The 21,015-nt window shown below is 45.4% G+C and carries 16 protein-coding genes; 12 read left to right on the forward strand and 4 right to left on the reverse strand.

Going from position 1 to position 21,015, the window contains the following annotated elements; all coding sequences use genetic code 11:
- Positions 1 to 109 precede the first annotated feature (109 nt).
- Positions 110 to 1,372, forward strand: a complete 1,263-nt coding sequence (gene ectB / locus EGM68_RS11980) for a diaminobutyrate--2-oxoglutarate transaminase (protein WP_058712083.1) — start codon at positions 110 to 112, stop codon at positions 1,370 to 1,372.
- A gap of 94 nt (positions 1,373 to 1,466) precedes the next feature.
- On the opposite strand, the gene EGM68_RS11985 is transcribed toward ectB, so the two are convergent.
- The 3 genes from EGM68_RS11985 to EGM68_RS11995 all read right to left on the reverse strand — a co-directional run bounded on the left by EGM68_RS11985 (position 1,467) and on the right by EGM68_RS11995 (position 5,807).
- Entirely contained in the window at positions 1,467 to 1,985 is a 519-nt protein-coding gene (locus tag EGM68_RS11985; protein WP_013371098.1) for an NAD(P)H-dependent oxidoreductase, read from the reverse strand.
- Positions 1,986 to 2,150: 165 nt separating this feature from the next.
- Complete coding sequence (locus EGM68_RS11990) at positions 2,151 to 3,275, reverse strand: GGDEF domain-containing protein (protein ID WP_129549244.1); 1,125 nt, start codon at positions 3,273 to 3,275, stop codon at positions 2,151 to 2,153.
- 96 nt (positions 3,276 to 3,371) lie between these two features.
- Positions 3,372 to 5,807 carry a glycoside hydrolase family 94 protein gene (locus tag EGM68_RS11995; protein WP_129549245.1) on the reverse strand — a complete coding sequence of 812 codons (2,436 nt, stop codon included), beginning with the start codon at positions 5,805 to 5,807 and terminating at the stop codon, positions 3,372 to 3,374.
- 223 nt (positions 5,808 to 6,030) lie between these two features.
- On the opposite strand from EGM68_RS11995, the gene EGM68_RS12000 reads away from it, so the two are divergent.
- A complete protein-coding gene (locus EGM68_RS12000) occupies positions 6,031 to 6,765 on the forward strand; it encodes a thioesterase II family protein (RefSeq protein WP_013371103.1) in 735 nt (244 codons plus the stop codon).
- Positions 6,766 to 6,782: 17 nt separating this feature from the next.
- A complete protein-coding gene (locus tag EGM68_RS12005) occupies positions 6,783 to 7,640 on the forward strand; it encodes a sugar phosphate isomerase/epimerase family protein (protein WP_129549246.1) in 858 nt (285 codons plus the stop codon).
- An 81-nt stretch (positions 7,641 to 7,721) separates the two neighbouring features.
- Here EGM68_RS12005 and EGM68_RS12010 read toward each other — a convergent pair whose 3' ends face one another.
- Positions 7,722 to 8,090: a DUF423 domain-containing protein gene (locus EGM68_RS12010; RefSeq protein WP_025675219.1), complete on the reverse strand. Its 369-nt coding sequence runs from the start codon at positions 8,088 to 8,090 to the stop codon at positions 7,722 to 7,724.
- A 276-nt stretch (positions 8,091 to 8,366) separates the two neighbouring features.
- Here EGM68_RS12010 and EGM68_RS12015 point away from each other — a divergent pair, with 276 nt between their 5' ends.
- The 9 genes from EGM68_RS12015 (at position 8,367) to EGM68_RS12055 (ending at position 20,975) form a co-directional block, all read left to right on the forward strand.
- Positions 8,367 to 11,354 (forward strand): glycoside hydrolase family 48 protein, encoded by a 2,988-nt coding sequence (locus EGM68_RS12015; RefSeq protein ID WP_025675221.1) that lies wholly within the window; start codon positions 8,367 to 8,369, stop codon positions 11,352 to 11,354.
- A 136-nt stretch (positions 11,355 to 11,490) separates the two neighbouring features.
- On the forward strand, positions 11,491 to 11,994 hold the full coding sequence (locus tag EGM68_RS12020; RefSeq protein ID WP_013371107.1) for a ferritin: 504 nt from the start codon (positions 11,491 to 11,493) through the stop codon (positions 11,992 to 11,994).
- A 287-nt stretch (positions 11,995 to 12,281) separates the two neighbouring features.
- Complete coding sequence (locus tag EGM68_RS12025; RefSeq protein ID WP_025675225.1) at positions 12,282 to 12,830, forward strand: GNAT family N-acetyltransferase; 549 nt, start codon at positions 12,282 to 12,284, stop codon at positions 12,828 to 12,830.
- A gap of 303 nt (positions 12,831 to 13,133) precedes the next feature.
- Positions 13,134 to 15,161, forward strand: coding sequence for a S9 family peptidase (locus tag EGM68_RS12030; RefSeq protein ID WP_064963765.1), 2,028 nt, complete (start codon positions 13,134 to 13,136; stop codon positions 15,159 to 15,161).
- A gap of 197 nt (positions 15,162 to 15,358) precedes the next feature.
- Positions 15,359 to 16,462, forward strand: a complete 1,104-nt coding sequence (locus tag EGM68_RS12035) for a DNA alkylation repair protein (RefSeq protein ID WP_064963766.1) — start codon at positions 15,359 to 15,361, stop codon at positions 16,460 to 16,462.
- A 173-nt stretch (positions 16,463 to 16,635) separates the two neighbouring features.
- On the forward strand, positions 16,636 to 18,225 hold the full coding sequence (locus EGM68_RS12040; protein WP_129549247.1) for an acetate--CoA ligase: 1,590 nt from the start codon (positions 16,636 to 16,638) through the stop codon (positions 18,223 to 18,225).
- Positions 18,226 to 18,272: 47 nt separating this feature from the next.
- On the forward strand, positions 18,273 to 19,505 hold the full coding sequence (locus EGM68_RS12045; protein WP_058712084.1) for an aminopeptidase: 1,233 nt from the start codon (positions 18,273 to 18,275) through the stop codon (positions 19,503 to 19,505).
- Positions 19,506 to 19,739: 234 nt separating this feature from the next.
- Positions 19,740 to 20,330: a TetR/AcrR family transcriptional regulator gene (locus EGM68_RS12050; RefSeq protein WP_025675234.1), complete on the forward strand. Its 591-nt coding sequence runs from the start codon at positions 19,740 to 19,742 to the stop codon at positions 20,328 to 20,330.
- An 18-nt stretch (positions 20,331 to 20,348) separates the two neighbouring features.
- Positions 20,349 to 20,975, forward strand: coding sequence for an HXXEE domain-containing protein (locus EGM68_RS12055; RefSeq protein WP_129549248.1), 627 nt, complete (start codon positions 20,349 to 20,351; stop codon positions 20,973 to 20,975).
- The last annotated feature ends 40 nt before the right edge of the window (positions 20,976 to 21,015 follow it).

Raw genomic sequence — 21,015 nt, forward strand, 5'->3', positions numbered from 1 at the left:
AGTTCAGACTGTCTACTCATTTTAGATTACATATTTACACTCTTTTGCATTTTTTTGCTTTCCATGCTTGTGTTTTTCAAAAATCAGGTCAGCGGGAGGACGAACTATTATGAACACATTCGAAACACTGGAGTCCAATGTAAGATCCTATTGCAGAAGTTTTCCAGTTGTTTTCAACAAAGCGAAAAATGATGTTTTGTACACGGAGGCAGGAGAGGGATATATTGACTTTTTTGCCGGGGCAGGGGCTCTAAATTACGGGCATAATAATGACTTTATGAAAAACCGGTTACTAGATTATTTAACCTCCGATCGGATCATGCATGGTCTGGATATGTACACCACGGCCAAGCAAGAGTTTATGGAGTCTTTTTCCGAGCGTATTCTCCAGCCTAAGGGCTTGAATTATAAGCTTCAATTTTGCGGACCAACGGGAACCAATGCGGTAGAAGCAGCACTGAAACTTGCGCGTAAGGTGAAAAAAAGAAATGGCGTTTTTGCTTTTATGGGCGGTTTCCACGGTATGTCGCTGGGTAGTTTATCTATTACCAGCAACAATTCCATGCGAGAGAGCGCAGGAGTCCCACTGAATAATGTTACCTTTATACCTTATAACAGCACGTTTAACGGAATGGATACGATTTTGTACATGGAACAGCTTTTAACAGACACTCATTCTGGTGTGGAAAAGCCTGCTGCGATTATTTTGGAAACGGTACAGGCTGAGGGTGGTATTAATATCGCAGATAACGAATGGCTGCGTGAGTTGCGACAGCTGTGCGATGATCACGATATTTTGCTCATTGTTGATGATATTCAGGTCGGTTGCGGCCGAGTTGGTTCGTTCTTCTCGTTTGAGCGAGCAGGAATTGTTCCTGATATGGTTGTCTTGTCCAAGTCGATCAGTGGATACGGTCTGCCAATGTCTTTGTTGCTACTTAAGCCAGAACTGGACATTTGGAGTCCAGGGGAACATAACGGCACTTTCCGTGGGAATCAGCTAGCGTTTGTCGGAGCCAAGGCAGCGCTGGAGTTCAGAGACACGGTAGGGCTAGAAGCACAAGTGAAGGAAAAAGAGGCTTTTGTTCAGCAGTTCTTGCGTGAACATATCCAAAAGATTGATCCACTCATTGAAATTCGCGGCTTGGGACTGATCTGGGGAATTGATGTGACCCATCTGGGAGAAGCCTTCGCCAAGGAGGTAGCAACTCTCTGCTTTAGTAAGGGACTTATTATTGAGCGAGCTGGGCGTAACGATACGGTGCTCAAAATTATGCCTGCATTAACGATAAGTATGGAGAACTTGAGCAAGGGTTGCAACATTATTAAAGAAAGCATGGCACAGATAACCAGTAACTTGGTTACGCTGTAAATGTAATTCCATTAGCAAAACCCCTTGGTTGGAGCAGCCGTCTGCTGTAAGGTAAGCAGGTGTGTACCAACTTCCAAGGGGTTTTTTGTGAAAATTAAGAAATAACCGCCTGCGCATATTTTAGTGCAGATTGCTCCAACTGCTCATCTGTCAAAGTTGCGGCACCATACTGCACGAAATAAGGGAGCAATTTAACACCAATCATATGGCCTGTAGCTTCAAAAGGTCTCAACAGTTCTTCGATCGTGTATCTGTTTCGTCCGCCATGTTGATAGTTTTCCTCCACGCTGGCAGCGGACAAGGCGATCAACAACTCTTTGCCCTGTAGCTTGCCACCTTCGCTTCCATAAGCCCAGCCGTAAGTTAAAACCTTATCCAGCCATTTTTTCAGCAGGGGAGGACTGCTATACCAGTAAAAGGGGAATTGCAGAACGATACGATCATGCTGCTCTAGCAGTTTCTGCTCATGGGCAACGTTGATTTGCTCATCCGGATATACTTCATACAGGTTGTGAACGGTCACGCTGGATTGCTTCTTGAGTTCTTGCATCCATCTTTTGTTAATACGAGATTCCGCAAGATCAGGATGAACAACAATAACGAGTGTTGACATGTAAAACCATCTCCTCAAAGCTTATTTTTCGTAAGTAAATAACCATTACGCATGTAACGATTTTAGATTCAACCCACAAAATTGTCAACTCTTCTCAATTTTGAGTTCTACATACAAAAAACTCCGACAATCTATGCCGGAGTTGCATTAAATGCATTTTTTACATTAAGCGATATGGTCAAGAGCAACAATTTTATTTTTACCGGAGCGCTTGGCTTGATACAGATAGTCGTCTGTCTCCTGAAAAAATACATCTTTGTCTTTGTTCATATCCTCGGTATAGCTTTTTAATCCAATGCTTACGGTTACAGAAACGATTTGCATTTTCTCCTGAAAGGTCATTTTCTCCACTTCACGCCGAATGTTCTCCACAATCTGATAAGCTTCCTCAAAAGTATGCTCGAACATTAAAATAGCAAACTCCTCGCCGCCATAGCGGGCCGGAATGTCATTTGCTGTAATTTGCTCTGTGATGATTTGCGAGATGCCTTCCAAAATTTTATCTCCAAACTGATGTCCGTAAGTGTCATTGATCTTCTTGAAATTATCAATATCCACTAACGCCAGATGGATGATCGCTCCTTGTTCGGCATATTCGAGTGCTTTTTCATAAAAGTTTTGAAAAGACAAATGATTATAAAGCTTCGTCAAACCATCGGTCATAGACATTTTGCTGATAATCGCGTTGCTGATCATTAATTCCTGCTGGGCGCGCTTTGTCTTGTATAAATCCACTAACAAATCGCGGCCGCTGGCCTGAATAATAAGGGCAAGAAAAGTAGACATAACTAAAAATGTTGGAATCGCCACGATATCAAAGTCTGACAAATAGCTGCGGAATGATCCATCTATTGCTAGCAATAGAAAAAAGACGATCACTTGCAGTGCAAAAGAAAACCATATTAAGCGACGATTGAAAAACAGAATCGAAGAAAAAATGGGCAACAAGCACAACGCTGGAATAATCCGGATATCATAGTTTAGGCGAATAATCATCCAACAAATGACGGTGCTTGCCATAAATAGAATCGCGAAAGAATACCTACTAAATTTAAAATGTGCCAGCTCTGCAAGTAAGTTGGATCCACTCATGATTAGTGTGGGAACAATAAGGACCCCAACGTAAAATTCATAAGGCGAAGCGGGATAATCAAGGAATAAGTAGCTGCCCAGCTGGACGATAAAATGTACGGTTATAATCATCCAGTAAAGTAATAACATTTTGCGCACCCAGCGGGCTTGCTTTGTTCTGTAATCCATGGTTTGAGTAAGCCGTTTTGTCTTGTTCATGATGTCACCACACTTAATGTATCTATAGCCATTCTCGTATTATAAGATACTATGTGGTGAAGTTGAAGCTAATTTTTTTGAAGGGCATGAACTCGTTTAGCCCAGCAACACTTTTACCTGGTGAATAGTTCCATCTCCTGCAACCGGCAGAATATTATTCGTTAGAACAGTGCCATCTACGGTAACTGTAGCTACACCTTTGGAGACGTGTTGCGGATTAGTGATATGAATCACATAGGTGTCGCCACGGAAGACGCGGGTGACTGTGAATTCTCCCCAAGATTTGGGGATGCACGGATCAATACGCAGACCGTCCCATTCCGGCTGAATACCGAGGATGGATTGAGTAATAGCTATAAAATTCCATGCCGCAGTACCTGTCAGCCAGGAATTTTTGGCTTCACCTTCACGAACTGCATCCTTACCCGCGATCATTTGAGCATACACATACGGCTCGGTACGATGAATGTCGCTGATGTCCTCTAGATAAGCGGGAGCAATTTTGCTATACAGCTCGAAAGCGCGATCCCCGCGTCCTATGACAGCTTCTGCCATCATAATCCAGGGGTTATTGTGACAGAAAATACCTGCATTTTCCTTATAGCCAGGAGGGTAAGAAGAGATTTCACCTAGATTCATATAGTAGCGGGAATAAGGCGGATGTTGTAGTACAATGCCGTAGGGAGTTTCCAGTCGATCACGTGTAGAGTCGAGAGCTTTATGAGCGAGACCTTCTTTAACGCCAATTCCTGCCATTACACAGAAGCCCTGAGGTTCTATGAAAATTTGCCCTTCTTCACAATCCTTGCTCCCTATTTTGTTACCATAATGGTCGTACGCACGTAAGAACCATTCCCCGTCAAACCCATGCTCCAATGTGGCTGTTCGCATACGATCCACATGTGCTTGAGCTGTGGCTGCTTCTTCATTCAAACCTCTGCGCTTGCAAAGCTCAATAAAATCCGGTCCAGTATATACGAATAGTCCGGCGATAAACACAGATTCGGCTATTCGGCCCTCCAAATTCTGTGTCGTCTGATAGGACTCATCTGGTGTAGCGGAAAAACAGTTGAGATTGAGACAGTCGTTCCAGTCAGCCCGGCCAATAAGCGGAAGACCATGGGGACCTAGATTGTCTACAACATGGTAAAAAGAACGCTTCAAGTGTTCAAACAGCGAAGCGGCACGATCTACATTGCCGTCAAAGGGAACTTGTTCATCCAGAATGCCAAAGTCTCCAGTTTCTTTAATATACGCTGAGGTACCGACGATAAGCCACAACGGATCATCGTTAAAGCCACCGCCAACCTCGTGATTTCCTTTTTTGGTCAACGGTTGGTACTGATGATATGCCCCGCCGTTTTCAAACTGAGTAGAAGCAATGTCGATAATCCGCTCCCTTGCCCGCTCCGGTATTTGGTGGACGAAGCCGAGCAAGTCTTGATTTGAATCCCGAAAACCCATACCACGTCCAATACCGGATTCAAAATACGAGGCCGAACGTGACAAATTGAATGTAACCATACATTGATATGGGTTCCATATGTTCACCATTCGGTTCAGTTTGTCGTCATGACTTTGAAGGGTATACTTGGACAACAGATCGTTCCAATAACTTCGTAGCTCACTCAATGCTCGTTCCACATCGGTTTCATCCGCAAATTGCGCGATCATGGCATGAGCCCGTTTTTTGTTAATAATACCCGGAGACTCCCATTTCTCTTCCTCTGGGTTTTCCACATAACCGAGTACAAAGTTACAGCTTGTTTCTTCGCCAGGCTCCAGTGTGATCTCAATGCAATGCGATCCGATAGGGGACCAGCCGCTGGCTATCGAGTTAGACGCTTGCCCTGCGGTGATGGTTTGGGGCTGATCCAGTCCATTGTAGAGACCCAAGAAAGCTTCACAGTCTGTATCATAGCCCGCCAGCGGACGATTCGCATCGAAAAAAGCATAGTGATTGCGGCGTTCGCGGTATTCCGTCTTGTGATAAATGACAGAATCCTGTATTTCAACTTCGCCTGTGTTCAAGTTACGCTGAAAATTGGTCATATCGTCATAGGCGTTCCACAGGCAAAATTCAACGAATGAAAAGAGTTTGATCTTTTTAGTTTGTAACGATGTGTTCTGAAGCTTGACCTGGTGGACCTCGCCGTCAAAGGAAAGGGGCACAAAAGCTAGTTGCGTAGCCCGAATACCTCTGCGTTCACCCATAATTGAGGTATAGCCAAGCCCATGACGGCATTCATACTGCTCCAACTCTCTTTTAACCGGCATCCAGCCCGGAGTCCAATAATCTCCATCATCATAAATATAAAAATAGCGACCGCCATTATCGACAGGAATATTGTTGTACCGATAACGTGTTAAACGACGTAAGCGAGCGTCTCGGTAAAATGCATAGCCGCCGCCTGTATTGGAGATCAGTCCAAAAAATCGTTCATTACCTAAATAATTTATCCAGGGATATGGGGTTTGAGGGGTGTGGATAACATATTCTTGGTTGGCATCATCGAAGAAACCATACTTCATGGCGCAGGACTCCTCTCAAATTGGAAAATAAAAGACCCAACACATGATTATATTCAAACATTCAGCAGTTCTTCCTGAAAGAAGACATTTCCTGCCTTAAACAAAATGTGCTTGAATTCGTCAACCTTCTTTTTCGAATTTGCAAAATATTTGAAATGGGTAAATATACCTTTTTGTGCTAAACTAAAAAAGTTAGGATTTAGCAAGACAGGAGGTTGCAAGAATGGCACCTATCACATTATTTTTCATCCCGTATGCAGGTGGATCGGCATCAGTCAGCTTCAAGTGGAAAAAGCTGCTGCTCCCACAGATTAAACTTGTCCCTTTGGAATTGGCGGGCAGAGGTATTCGTTCTGGTGAACCGCTAAAGGATAGCATTGAGGAGATGAGCGAGGATCTGCTGCACCAAATCAGCCAAGAGTTAGTTCCTGGCGATCCTTATGCCATATACGGTCACAGCATGGGAACAATGATTGCGTTCGAGCTGTATTATAAGCTGGTGGCCGGAGGATATGGGAAGCCGGCTCATCTATTTGTTTCGGGTGGACGAGCACCGCATGTCCCGAGAAATGTCCCGTGGTTACATGATCTGCCCGCAGATCAATTTAGAACACATTTGCGACGGTACGGTCAGCTTTCGGAAGCCATTTTTGACAATCAGGAATTGTATGACTATTTTATGCCAGTATTAAGAGCAGATTTCAAAGCTGTCGAGATGTATAAGTATATGGATAAAGATACGCCTTTACATTGCCCTATCACCGCCCTGACAGGACTGACCGACAACACGGTGACCCTACAAGATGCGGAGGCGTGGGCACAGCATACGGATCAGCAATTTCGTGTGTTTACCTTTGAAGGAGGACACTTTTTTATTCATGATGAAGTAGAACGAATTACAAACATTATCAATGAGTCTTTGGAGCTGAGTACAGTGACTAGTAGAATACAAAATTAAAAAAGAGGTGATTTTTAGTGACAGTAGGTGTATTGGCACATTTGTTTGGCAAGTTGCCTTATCGTGAGTTGGCTGCAAAGGTAGGTGAAGCGGGCTTTACTCATGTTCAGCTTGCTCCATGGAGAGCGATCAGCGATGTCGATTTTAATAAACCTGGCAAGTTCAATCCAGGATTAGCATCGTCTATCGCAGAGGAATTTCGTAAGCATGGGGTATCCATATCAGTGCTCGGTTGTTATTTGCATTTTTTTGTACAGGATGAGGAATTGTTACGTGAGAATGTAGAGCGTTTCAAAGAGCTGATCCGATATGCGGGTCTGTTAGGAGCACCAATGGTCGCAGCTGAAGTCGGACGCAATGAGGACGGGACCCCTTATTCGGAACGGGACTGGAGAGTTGTAAAAGAAGTTGTACGAGAATTAGCAGATGAGGCGGAAAAATGGGGGGTATTCGTAGGATTGGAAGCTGCTAACGATCACTTGGTCGGAACAGCAGCAGAGCTTGCTACCTTCTTGGAAGAAGTGCCCTCTTCACACATTGGCGTTGTGATTGATCCGGGTAATTTGCTAAAAACGGAAAATTTGGCCCGACAGGATGAGATCATCCGCGAAGCTTTTCAGCTGCTGGGACCTCGGATTATCGCAGCGCATGCCAAAGACCGGCGTCTGTCATCATCAGGTGAGATCGAGACCGTACCGCCGGGTTTTGGTGACATGAACTATGGTCTATATATGGAACTGCTGGAGCAGTACAAGCCAGGGGTCCATATTATTATGGAAGCTGCTCAGGAGCATGAGATGGCTCAATCCAAACGCTATATCGAAGGTCATCGGGTTGCGGCTCAGAAAGCACAGCAAGTGCAAACGAAATCATAGACACTTTCATATTCATCAATAATTCGGTCATGATTCAGGAGACTTGGAAGCGCCTAATTTTCCAAGTCTCTGTTCATTTGTTTAGCCTTGCATTACCGCCACCATCACCATCACCCAGCTTGCCAAAAAAGCCAGCCCGCCAATCGGGGTGATGGCTCCAAGCTTTTTCACACCAGACACACTAAGAACATACAGACTGCCGGAAAACAGGAGAATGCCCACCAGCATAACCCAACCAGCGGTTACAATAAGAGAAGAATGGACCAGGTTGCCTGCAAGAACTCCCAGCAGCAACAAACCCAAACCGTGAGCAATTTGATATTGAATTCCTGTCTGGAATATGCTCATCATGTCTGCAGAAAGTCTTTTTTTCAACGCATGCGCCCCGAATGCTCCCAGAGCTACAGCTAAAAACATCACAATACAGCCAAGCAACAGCAACAAATTCATGATTTAACGCCTCCTTGTGAAATAGTACCGATTCCTATCGATTTCGTCAATTTCCTTGTGCAACTCTAAACATATAGAATTTTTCGACTCTCATTTGGCAACTAGTGTGGTATATTCTTGCCAGGGCCAATGTGAAGCATTTGGAGCTATGGACAGCGTGTCCTCCACCTTTATAACGGGAAAGTGAGGTGATGGCGCTGTCTTTTTATGCTGTCGTTTTTCGGAATCAAATTTTGAGTAAAGCCAAAATTGATAATGGAGAGGATGAATGCAAAAGTGATCAGTAGAAAATCAGTGTTCAGAAAATCTGTCTCTATGGTCATGTCAGCCATTTTGGTACTTCCGTTAAGCTTGGGCTTATTTCAGGCCGAACCCGACCGTGCATCAGCCGCAACCCCTGAATCGACACGCTTTCTGCAAATGTATAAACAGCTAAAGGACCCGGCTAGCGGTTATTTTTCAAAAGAAGGTATCCCTTATCATTCCGTTGAAACACTCATGAGCGAGGCTCCTGACTATGGACACTTAACGACCTCGGAAGCATACAGCTACTGGATGTGGCTGGAAGTTCTCTATGGTCATTATACCGGGGATTGGGGTCATTTGGAATCAGCCTGGGACAACATGGAGAAATATATCATTCCTGTTAATGAGGGTGACGGTAAGGAAGAGCAGCCTACAATGAGTAACTATAACCCGAACAGCCCTGCCACTTATGCCGCAGAATATCCGCAGCCGGATCAGTACCCAAGCCGTCTGAGTGGTCAGTATGGTGCTGGCAAGGACCCGCTGGACTCTGAGCTGAAGGCAACCTATGGCAACAATCAGACCTACCTGATGCATTGGCTGCTGGATGTAGACAATTGGTACGGTTTTGGCAATCTGCTGAATCCGTCGCATACGGCGACCTATGTGAACACTTTCCAGCGTGGAGAACAGGAATCGGTCTGGGAGGCCGTACCGCATCCATCGCAGGATAATCACAAGTTTGGCAAGCCTAATGAAGGCTTTATGAGCCTGTTCACCAAGGAAAACAATGCTCCTGCACAGCAATGGCGCTACACGAATGCCACGGATGCGGACGCACGGGCGGTTCAAGCCATGTACTGGGCGAAAGAATTGGGTTACGACAACCAGGTATATTTGGACAAAGCGAAAAAGATGGGAGACTTCTTGCGTTACGGCATGTACGATAAATACTTCCAGAAAGTAGGAAGCGCTTCCAACGGAAGTCCGATTGCTGGTACGGGCAAGGATGCCAGTCTTTATCTAATGGCATGGTATACGGCTTGGGGCGGCGGGCTAGGCCAAAGCGGCAACTGGGCTTGGCGTATTGGTGCAAGCCATGCGCATCAGGGCTACCAGAATGTCGTTGCTGCATATGCGTTATCCGATAAGGATAGCGGATTGATTCCAAATTCACCTACGGCAGGACAGGACTGGGCGACCTCGCTCAAGCGCCAATTGGAATTTTATACTTGGCTGCAATCTGATGAGGGGGCCATTGCAGGTGGAGCAACGAATAGCTGGGATGGCGCCTACAAGGCGTATCCCTCTGGTACGAGCACTTTTTATGGCATGGCTTATACAGGGGCTCCTGTATACCAAGATCCACCGTCCAACAACTGGTTTGGAATGCAGGCTTGGCCTGTCGAGCGGATTGCGGAGCTGTACTATATTTTAGCCAAGAAAGGTGATACTTCGTCTGAGCAGTTTAAAATGGCTAAACAAGTGACGGAAAACTGGATCGAATGGTCCAAGAGCTATGTATTTGCCGACGAACGGCCTGTAACAGACGCGCAGGGATACTATTTGGATGCACAAGGCAAGCGTATTCTGGGTGGCAAAAATCCGAAGGTAGCCACAACAGCAGCTAAAGGTGAGTTCTGGCTGCCGAGCAATCTGGAATGGAGTGGAAAGCCCGAGACTTGGAGCGGATTTGCCAATCATAAAGGGAATGCCAATCTTCATGTAGTAACAAAAAATCCAGGACAGGATGCAGGAGTGTTGGGCAGTTATGTGAAAGCGCTGACCTTCTTTGCTGCCGGAACAAAAGCTGAAAAAGGAGACTACACCGAGTTAGGCAAGGAAGCCAAAGATCTGTCCAAAGCCTTGCTTGATGCAGCATGGGGCTATAACGACGGCATAGGAATTACAACGAAGGAAGCACGTGAGGATTATTATCGTTATTTTACTAAAGAAGTATATATCCCGAGCGGATGGAGTGGCAAGACTGGGCAAGGAAACACGATCCCAGGCACAGACGCTACACCGTCTGATCCGGCCAAGGGTGGCAATGGTACGTATTCCAGCTATAGCGACATCCGTCCTAACATCACCAAAGATCCGCAATGGTCCTATCTTAAAGACAAATACACGACTTCATGGAACAAACAGACCAAGAAATGGGATAAAGGTGCACCAGAATTTACGTATCACCGTTTCTGGTCCCAAGTAGATATGGCAACTGCTTATGCAGAGTATGACCGTCTCATTAATGGTAGTGGACCAGCCGAACCTACAGCTCCTAAAGCTCCGTCAAATGTGAAGGCAAGTGCAGGGGATGCACAAGTTACACTAACTTGGAGCAAAGCGACAGGTGCTGATAGCTACACGGTTAAGCGCTCCACAACCAGTGGTGGCCCGTATACCACGGTAGCAACGGTAACTGACGCCACTTACAAGGATACAGGGGTGGTGAATGAAACCACTTATTATTATGTAACAACTGCAACAAACTCCTTAGGAACCAGCCCGGATTCTGCTGAGGTCAGCGCCAAGCCAACAGCAGCGCCGATTCCGGCAAAGGGAGATGTAATTGCCCAATACCGTGTGGGCGACACCAACCCGGGAGATAACCAGATTCGACCACTCTTCCGTGTCGTAAATAAGGGGAAAGAGGCTCTGGATCTGAAAAACGTCAAGCTGAGATACTACTATACCGTAGATGGCGATAAGGCGCAGGAGTTCCACTGTGATTATGCGCAATTAGGCAGTAGCAACATTCAGGGACGTTTTGTGAAACTGGATAAGGCCGTTAATGGGGCAGACTACTATCTGGAAATTTCCTTTGGAGCCGGTGCGGGAAGCCTGGCAGCTGGAGAAAATACGGGAGATATCCAGATTCGTATGAACAAGTCAGATTGGAGCAACTATAACGAAAGCGATGATTTTTCCTATGATGCAACCAAGACCTCTTATACAGATTGGGAGAAAGCACCTCTGTATATAAACGATAAACGTGTCTGGGGTCTGGAGCCTTGATTGTGAACTAAATGTTGAGCACGGTGGGCGGAACGTGAGTATGCTTGAATTCACTTCCGTCCGTTTTTTTGTGATCGGATTCGTGGTACACTATGATCGTTACATCATTACATATCTGACCGAGGTGACCTGAGACATGAATGACAATTTGGCACAGGCTCTGAACGAGCAAATGAACTTTGAATTTTACTCTGCTCACGTATATCTGGCGATGGCTGCTTATTGCTCCAGTGAAAGTCTGGATGGGTTTGCAAACTTCTTTCTGGTACAAGCGGAGGAGGAACGGTTTCATGCCATGAAACTGTATAGATACATTAATGACCGTCGAGGACGCGCCACATTGGCAGCATTACCGGAGCCCAAAAATAGCTATGATTCCATGCTGGATGTATTTGAACATGGCTACAAGCATGAGCAGCAAAACACACAAAAATTTTATCACTTGGCTGACTTGGCCCTCGATGCACGTGAGCATGCGACGATCCATTTCCTGAAATGGTTTATTGATGAGCAAGTCGAAGAGGAAGCTCTGTTCGATAGTGTTATCCAGAAGCTTAAGCGCATTGAAAGAGACAGTAATGCCTTTTATATGCTGGACAGCGAGTTTGCCAAACGCAGCTTTGTTGCCCCTGCGGAATAACACAGCGTACAGGTTCGTTTAAATGCCCCAGAGACAGGGACAGCATTTTATTAGTCTAGAAAGTAAAGGAGCCCGGCTTTCGGGCTTTTTTGCTTTCATTTTAATTACGGACTTTCCAACCCTCAAGGGATATTGTTATTTTAAATGGAGCTATAGAAAAATTTAATTTGTCGCTGAATGGTTAGCATGCTACAGTTATGTTAACTTTTATATCTAATTAAAAAGATAGGATTAGTTGTAAAGTCGTTTGCGTACATTATTACAGCACTACAGGGAGGCGGGGGACTATGAGCGAGATCTATCGTCTGGCACGACAAGAGGACGCAGAAAGATTGCAGTATGTAACGTATGAGGCATATGAAACAATTCGGCAGTTAGAGCTTAAATGGCCTGCCGCTCAGGCAGACGTTGCTCTCATTCAAGAGAACATTAAAAATAATGATTGCTATGTGCTGGAAGTCGATGGTGTCATCCAGGCTACCGTTAGTCATCTAAAAAATAGAGCCCTTAATTTTATAACTGATCTTCCGTTTGTGATGTGGTTTGCCGTAGATCCGGCTGCCCAGGGCAAAGGATATGGTAAAAAACTGCTGAACTGGGTAGAACAAACGGTTATTCGTGATAAGGTCGGAGCTCCTGCAGTGACATTAGCGACTGCGGAAAAACATCCTTATTTATTATCCATGTATGAGCGTTGGGGATATGAACGCATTCATGCTTTTGACCATGGAACAGGGGACGGGACGATGCATTTACTGCGTAAAGTAGTGAATCCTGAATTATTCTCCACCTACATCCATGAAAAGAATGAAGCCGAGACTGCTCATCGAAATTAGACCCGATCACTGGGGAAGCCTGAATTCGAAGCAGAAATTCCAAAATGTCGTCAGGCAGGCTGTGTTTGCATGCGTATGGTATAGAAGAACGATAACAGATCAGACCTTCTCTCAAGAAAGCAACCGAAGCGGCGGTGTTTTCGAGTCATTGCGACTGAGAGAGGGTTATTTGAGCTGTGGACAAATTGACAGAGATACATAAAAAGAGTAACGTAATTGTATATTTATTTAATCCATATAAAATTAATCGGATTAATCGAATCTAAAGTTGTAGAAATCTGGCCATATTAAGGAGGAACTTATTTGAGCAACTCGCAATCTGGCACGACCAAACGCCGTATAATAGCTGAGGATTTATATCGATTTCACTGGGTTAGTGATCCGGCTGTTCATCCCACGAGTGGCGAAATCGCTTACGTAGAGCAGTGTATTAATAAAGAACGGACAGACTATAACTCGGCAATTTGGCTGTTGCCGTTTGAAGGTGAAGCTCCGATACCCTTTACATACGGACCGAAAGATGAAACACCTGTCTGGTCACCGGACGGATCACAACTTGCTTTTCTCCGTTCGACAGACGGCAAGCGCCAGGTATGGATTATCCCAGCACGCGGGGGAGAAGCCCGACGACTTACGCACATAGAGAACAATGTTCGTTCATTATCCTGGTCGCCGGATGGAGCCTACATATCGTTTGTAGCAAAAACTGCTGAGAACCAGTCAAGTTCTACATGCGATGTAGGTGAGCAGGAGACACATCTTGAGGGACGAGTGGTTAATCGAACAAAAGCTAAATCCGACGGCTATGGGCTGTGGGATGATACTCGTGATCACTTGTACGTAACTGATGTCACTTCAGGGCACACGGTTCAACTGACGTCCGGCGCTTATGATGTGGCGGAGCCCGTCTGGTCACCGAATGGCCAACTGATTTTATTTGTCGCTAGAATAGCGGAGCATTCCAAAGAGGATACGGATTTACGCAAGCAAAATGATTTGTTTACGATAGCTCCTGCGTCTTCTAATGGCAATGCGGCAGCACCGTTTAAGTTGACTCATTCCGAACTTCAAATCGAGAGTGCTGCTTTCTCTCCCGACGGCACAATGATTGCCTTTTACGGTCATGATCGCCATGCCAAAGGCGCTACTCAGACTCGGCTGTATACGGTTGCCTCCAGTGGTGGGACGGCAGTATGTGTTAGTGAGACGCTTGATGCTCACCTCGGTAATGCGGGTATGAGCGACATGCGTTCACATCTTCATGTAGGACCACCACGCTTCAGTGCGGACGGTCAATCCCTGTACACGCTGGTAACCATTGAAGGAAATGTGCACGTATATCAGTTTGCCCTTGATGGAACTTTTAAAATTTTAACCCAAGGAGAACGGGAAATTTATCAATTTGAGCTTACTTCAGATGAACAGCATATCATTGCCGCTTCCACTGACGTCGCTTTGCCAGGTGATTTGTTCCGAATTGCAATCCATTCGGGAAACGAAGAACGGCTGACACGAGTGAATGATTCTCTGCTTGATGAGATTGAGATCAGTGTGCCTGAGAGCTTCTGGACTGAGGTTGAGGATGGTCGACGCGTGCAGGGATGGGTGATGAAGCCAGCTGGTTTTAAGGAGGGAGGATCTTATCCTGCCATTTTGGAAATTCACGGCGGTCCCCATGCCATGTATTCCAATTCTTTTTTTCATGAGTTTCAGTTGCTGGCCGCTCAGGGGTATGCAGTCATCTATACGAATCCGGGAGGAAGCCGAGGGTACGGACAGTCTTTTACCAATGTTGTCCTTGGAGATTACGGCGGACGTGACTACACCGATCTACTGAGCGCCGTGGACGAGGCTATACGCCAATTCCCACTCATTGATCCGGAAAGACTGGGTGTCACAGGAGGCAGCTATGGTGGCTTTATGACAAACTGGATTGTCGGGCATACGGATCGTTTCCGAGCAGCTGTGACCCAGCGCTCCATATCTAATTGGCTGTCGATGTATGGGGTGAGTGATATCGGATACTCGTTTACTGAAGATGAAGTTGGCGGAAATCCATGGGATGATTTCGAACTTTTGTGGAGGCAGTCCCCGCTGGCTTATGTGCAGCAAATCAATACACCGCTGCTCATATTGCATGGAGAGCAGGATCTACGTTGTCCTATTGAGCAGGGGGAGCAGCTGTTTACAGCATTACGTCGTTTGGGAAAACCTACTCAATTTGTCCGTTTCCCAGCTTCAAGTCACGAGCTTTCACGAAAAGGGCACCCACAGCTTCGCGTGGAACGACTGCAACGTATTACCGACTGGTTTGTCCAACACAAAATTTAAGTCTCATTCGATTTGTAGTGTTTATGGAAAAATGTCAGGTCCTAATCTTAGGACTTGGCATTTTTTAATGTGTCTTGCATCCATTCTCTTAACCTCATTTAATGCTGGTGTTGGGTCACGATTTACGGTTATCATAGACGAAGATATTATTCGTTCATCGCTTCTTGCTTACATTCATATTCAAAAGGAGATATACAATGGCTGAGCCCTTAAAAAATATGTACACGGAGGAATTCCTTCGTCTATTCGGTGAAAGAGTACAGGCTGCATACAGTCCATTCGACATTGAAGGATTTATCCATCAAGTTATGGACCAAAAATGGGATGAGCTAGAGCTAAAAGAACGAATACGGCGTATTTCGTTAACATTAGGAGCGTTTTTGCCTAGTAGTTATGAAGAAGCTCTTTTTATTTTATTTGCCATAGATGAGTACTGTAGCGGGTTTCCGTACTTGTTTTTCCCCGATTTCGTAGAGGTATATGGGCAGGGAGAAGAGCATTGGGACCTGTCCATGAATGCACTGGAGCGATTTACATCAAAATCCTCTGCGGAGTTTGCTGTGAGGCCCTTCCTTCTGCGTGAACCAGAACGGACGATGCGGCAGATGACGAGCTGGGCGGCACACCCCAGTGAACACGTCCGCCGTCTTGCCAGCGAAGGATGTCGTCCACGGCTACCCTGGGGACAGGCGCTGCCTGTCTTCAAACGTGACCCTGCTCCGGTATTGGCCGTATTGGAACTACTGAAGGCCGATCCATCATTGTATGTACGTAAAAGTGTAGCCAACAACCTGAACGATATTGCCAAGGACCATCCCGATATCGTCATCGCAACGGCTCAACGGTGGAAGGGGGCACATCCTGACACCGACTGGATTGTGCGCCATGGCTGTCGATCCCTGATTCGCAAATCCATCCCTGAAGTGATGGCCATGTTCGGCTATGCGAATGATACGGATGGGGTGCCGCTGGTTGCAGCTGCCTCTCTCAACACAGACCCTATCGTGTTAAAGATCGGTGATCACTGTGAGTTAAGCTATGTGCTTCAGCTTCGAGAAGGTGAATCCGTACGAGTCCGCATCGAGTATGGCATCGACTTTGTTAAGGCGAGAGGACAGGTCTCACGTAAACTGTTTTTGCTTTCTGACAAAACCGTCTCCGGAGGAACCCGTTTAACGGGTACACGAACACACCGGTTTGCAGACCTGACAACTCGTCGCCATTATGCGGGAGCGCACCGAATTGTCCTGCTCGTAAACGGGCAGGAAGTGGCTTCTACAATGATAGACATTGAGATGTAGATTACAATAATAGTAAAGAAAAGAGTCTGTATTCAGGCTCTTTTTTGTCGTTTGCGTTACAAATTTTATTTTTTCCAAATAAATTAATTCTGGTATTAGAACCTGGTACTAAGACGTGTTATACTACTTAAAGGAAGTTGCTCTTATCTTATGTATAAAGGGGTAGGTATGATTTGACTGATCAGCAACAATGGCTTGCGCCTGAATATTACAATATGACTTCGGAAATGGAGCACCATGAGGCTGGTAAGACAGCACTCAAGTGGTTAAGTGAGACAGGAGAATACGAAGAAATCACATACGGAGAGCTGTTGAAAAAAGCAAACCGGCTGGCTGGAGGACTTGCAAGTCTGGGATTTAACAAAGGGGACAGAGTTCTGGTCGTAGTACCACGGCGTATTATTGCATATGTCATTTACCTGGCATGCTTGAAGCTGGGGCTTGCTGTCATTCCATCTTCAGAAATGCTGCGGGCCAAGGATATTGCATATCGGCTTCGCCATTCGGAAGCGCGCGCAGTCATTGCCTGGACCGACGTAACAAGTGAAGTAGACAAAATCAGCGATGATTTGCCTGCTTTGGATTATCGCATTGTAGTCCCTGGGGACCGAACAGTAGGTGCGCAAGGCTGGCTCGTGCTGGATGAGCTGATGGAGGGACAGGAAGATATTTTTGAAGCTGTGAAGACACACCGTGATGACATGGCCATTCTGGCCTATACTTCGGGCACCACAGGCAATCCTAAAGGTGTTGTACACAGCCATGGCTGGGGATATGCCCATCTGCGGATAACATCACCATGGTTGGATATTCGAGCTTCAGACATCGTATGGGCTACTGCCGCACCTGGCTGGCAAAAATGGATTTGGAGTCCGTTTTTATCAGTACTGGGAAATGGAGCGACCGGATTCGTATATAATGGTCCGTTTCGTCCGGGGCGCTATTTGCAGTTGCTGCAGCAATATGGAGTTCAAGTGTTGTGCTGTACACCGACGGAATATCGGATTATGGCAAAAACGGCTGGTTTGGATCAATATGATCTATCCCGATTGCGAAGTGCTGTTTCTGCGGGAGAACCGCTCAATCAGGAGGTTATTAACAAGTTTCAGGAGCAATTCAACATTACGATTCGCGACGGTTACGGTCAAACAGAAAGTACATTAATTATTGGTAATCTAAGAGACGTACCTCTGCGCACAGGTTCGATGGGCAAATCCATTGCACCGGGACTTGTTGAGGTCGTAGACGAGGATGGTATTCCGCTGGCTCCAGGGCAAGTGGGCGATATTGCAGTGCGTGCTGATCTGCCGGCATTGTTTCATACGTACTATCATGATCCAGAGCGCAAATTAGCGAGTGTACACGGAGATTATTTTGTAACGGGCGACCGGGCTCGGAAGGACGAGGATGGATATTTTTGGTTTGAAGGACGTGGTGATGATATCATTATCAGTTCTGGCTACACCATTGGTCCTTTTGAAGTAGAAGAAGCGCTGATGAAGCATGATTCTGTGCAGGAATGTGCAGCGGTAGCCAGCCCGGATGAAATCCGTGGACATGTTGTAAAAGCCTTCGTCGTGCTCAAAGCCGGAATAGAAGGATCACCAGAGCTAGTGAAGGAACTGCAACATCATGTAAAAACATGGACGGCACCTTACAAATATCCACGAAAAATAGAGTTTATTCAAGAGCTTCCTAAAACCAGCTCAGGCAAAATACGAAGAGTGGAGCTGCGTGAACTGGAGAAACAGTCCTCACTGTAGTGATGAAATCATTCAACATAACCAAACGGGAACAGGAGCGTGGAAAAATGAGTACATTTGAATCATTGTTGGAGCAATATGCAGAACTGGTCGTTAGAGTAGGAGTCAACATTCAGCCCGGACAGGCGTTGTTGGTAACTGCACCACTGGAAACTGTTGAATTCACACGCCTGATTGTCAGCAAAGCCTATGAAGCAGGCGCTAAATATGTACAGGTAGAGTTTGAGGACGATTCCATTACACGCAGTCGTTTTGAGCATGGTGACGAAGCCAGCTTTGATTACTACCCTGCTTGGAAGGCAGAAATGATGGAGAAATTCGCCGAAGAGGGTGGAGCCACATTAACGATTAAAGTGCCGAACCCGGATTTATATCAAGGTATTGATCCGCAAAAAGTTTCTCGTGCGACAAAAGCGGCAGCTACGGCGAGAGAAGGCTTTTCCAAATATACCCGCAATCACAAAATTAGCTGGTGTTTGATTAAAGCTCCGACGAAAGCCTGGGCCGATAAAGTGTTTGCGGATGTAGCAGAAGAAGACCGCATTCGTGTTATGTGGGATACGATTTTCCAAATGAATCGTGTAGACGGCTCTGATCCCATTCAGAATTGGCAAAATCATTTGAAAAATCTTGAACAGGTACAAGATAAGCTGAACCATAAAAAATATAAAAGCCTGCACTATCGTGCGCCCGGAACAGATTTGAGAATTGAGTTGGCTGACGGACATATTTGGCGCAGTGGTGGTGGTGAAAACGGGCGCGGAGATTATTTTGTCGCGAATATGCCGACAGAAGAAGTATTCACGATGCCTAAGCGTACTGGTGTCAATGGTCACATTACAAGTACCATGCCGCTTAATTTAAATGGGCAGCTGGTAGATCGCATTACATTTACCTTTAAGGACGGTAAAGTCACCGAATATACAGCAGAATCCGGTGAGCAGCATCTCACTCATTTGCTCGCTACAGATGAAGGAGCCAGCTACCTGGGGGAAGTTGCCTTGGTGCCGCATGATTCACCGATTTCTAATCTCAACCGCATCTTTTATAATACAGGTATCGACGAAAATGCTTCCTGCCACCTGGCTTTAGGCAGTGCGTATCCATTTAACATCGAAAATGGGACACAAATGAACCGGGAGGAACTACTCCAGAACGGTGCCAATGTCAGCCTGACTCATGTTGACTTCATGATCGGCTCAGCTGAGCTGGATATTGACGGTGAACTGCAAGACGGAAGCAAAGAGGCTGTGTTCCGCAAAGGAAATTGGGCTATTTAGTTTTGCCTTTTCTTAATCTCTATTCAATCAACCCGCAAACGATCTGATTCGTTTGCGGTTTTTTTTAGCCTAATTTTCATATCTTTACTTGTTTTGTGAAATGTAAAGTGCTAGGATAAGTTCAAACAATAATTTAAACAACGTTTTAAATATAGTTTGAATTTTTGTTTGTTTTGCTTAAGCGGCCCGTTTCATTTGCCCGTTTGGATTAAACTAAATAGGAGGAGGAAAAACATGAGTCACCCAGACAAAAAACAACAGACCAAAGAAAAAATTCTACAGTCTACGCTGAAATTTATTCAAAAGGAAGGTTTCGAGGCGGTTACAATCAGAAAAATTGCTGATCTGTCTAGCACTAATATTTCTTTAGTTAATTATTATTTTGGCTCCAAAGAAAATTTGCTCAGTGAAGCTATTGAAGTGATCCTAAACAGCTTTCAGCACACATTTTCCGTTTTGGACAATACAGCGATGCCTCCGCAAGATAGACTGAAACAATTTTTACTTAACTATTTACAGGTCATTCGCCAATATCCAGAGCTACTGTCGCGAATTATTGTGATGGGCAGCACACCCTTTACATCTCAACAGGAATACGGAAGATTTTTAAACATGATGGGGTTTCCAAAGGTCCAGAACACGATCAAGGAGCTGACAGGTGAGCAACAGCCGGAGCGGTCGTTAGCAATGATGCTGCAAATATTCGGAGCTATTTTTCTGCCTGCACTGATGAGTCCGATTCTTGAGTCTGGAGCAGTTGTGGAAATGCCCACAATAGAGGAACAATTAAACCTGCTATTTGAAAGATATTTCGATCAAAAATAAATCTCAGGGGTGAATACCATGGAATTTTTGAGAAAATATTGGCAAGATGCAGGAGCCATCATTGGAGTGGCTGTATGTATTGTTTTGTTTTTGAATCCCGCCATGTTTTCTGATATATCAGGAATATTATGGTTGAGCTTTGTGAATATATTGTTTCACCAATTTGAGGAATACCGCTGGCCTGGATATTTTGCGGGTTTATTTAACAATATTTTGTTTAAAAGTGAAGCCCCAGATCGTTACCCCTTGAACCCTAATTCAGCGATGATCATTAATGTGGCCATTGCCTATGTATTTTATCTGCTCCCCGTATGGTTCCCCCACGTAATCTGGCTCGGACTCGCACCAGTTTTGATGGGATTCTTCCAGGTCGTCTGGCACGGTATTGTTGTCAATCTCAAAGCAAAAACGGTATATAACCCTGGTTTGTGTACGGCACTTCTCCTGCATGTCCCTATAGGAATCTGGTATATTCATGAAATCGTAAAGAGAGACATCCCAACGGCAATAGACTGGATTGCAGGCACAATCTACTTTGTTTTTGCTGTATACATCTTCATTATCAAAGGGAATATATGGTTGAAGGAGAGTGACTCCCCTTACGCCTTTTCTAAACAACAGCTAGGAATTTATGATCGCAGGTAGGATATGTTAGAAAATCACAAATGTGCTTGTTTACAAGTTG

It is taken from the genome of Paenibacillus sp. M-152 (assembly GCF_003856555.1).
GTDB lineage: Bacteria > Bacillota > Bacilli > Paenibacillales > Paenibacillaceae > Paenibacillus > Paenibacillus polymyxa_C.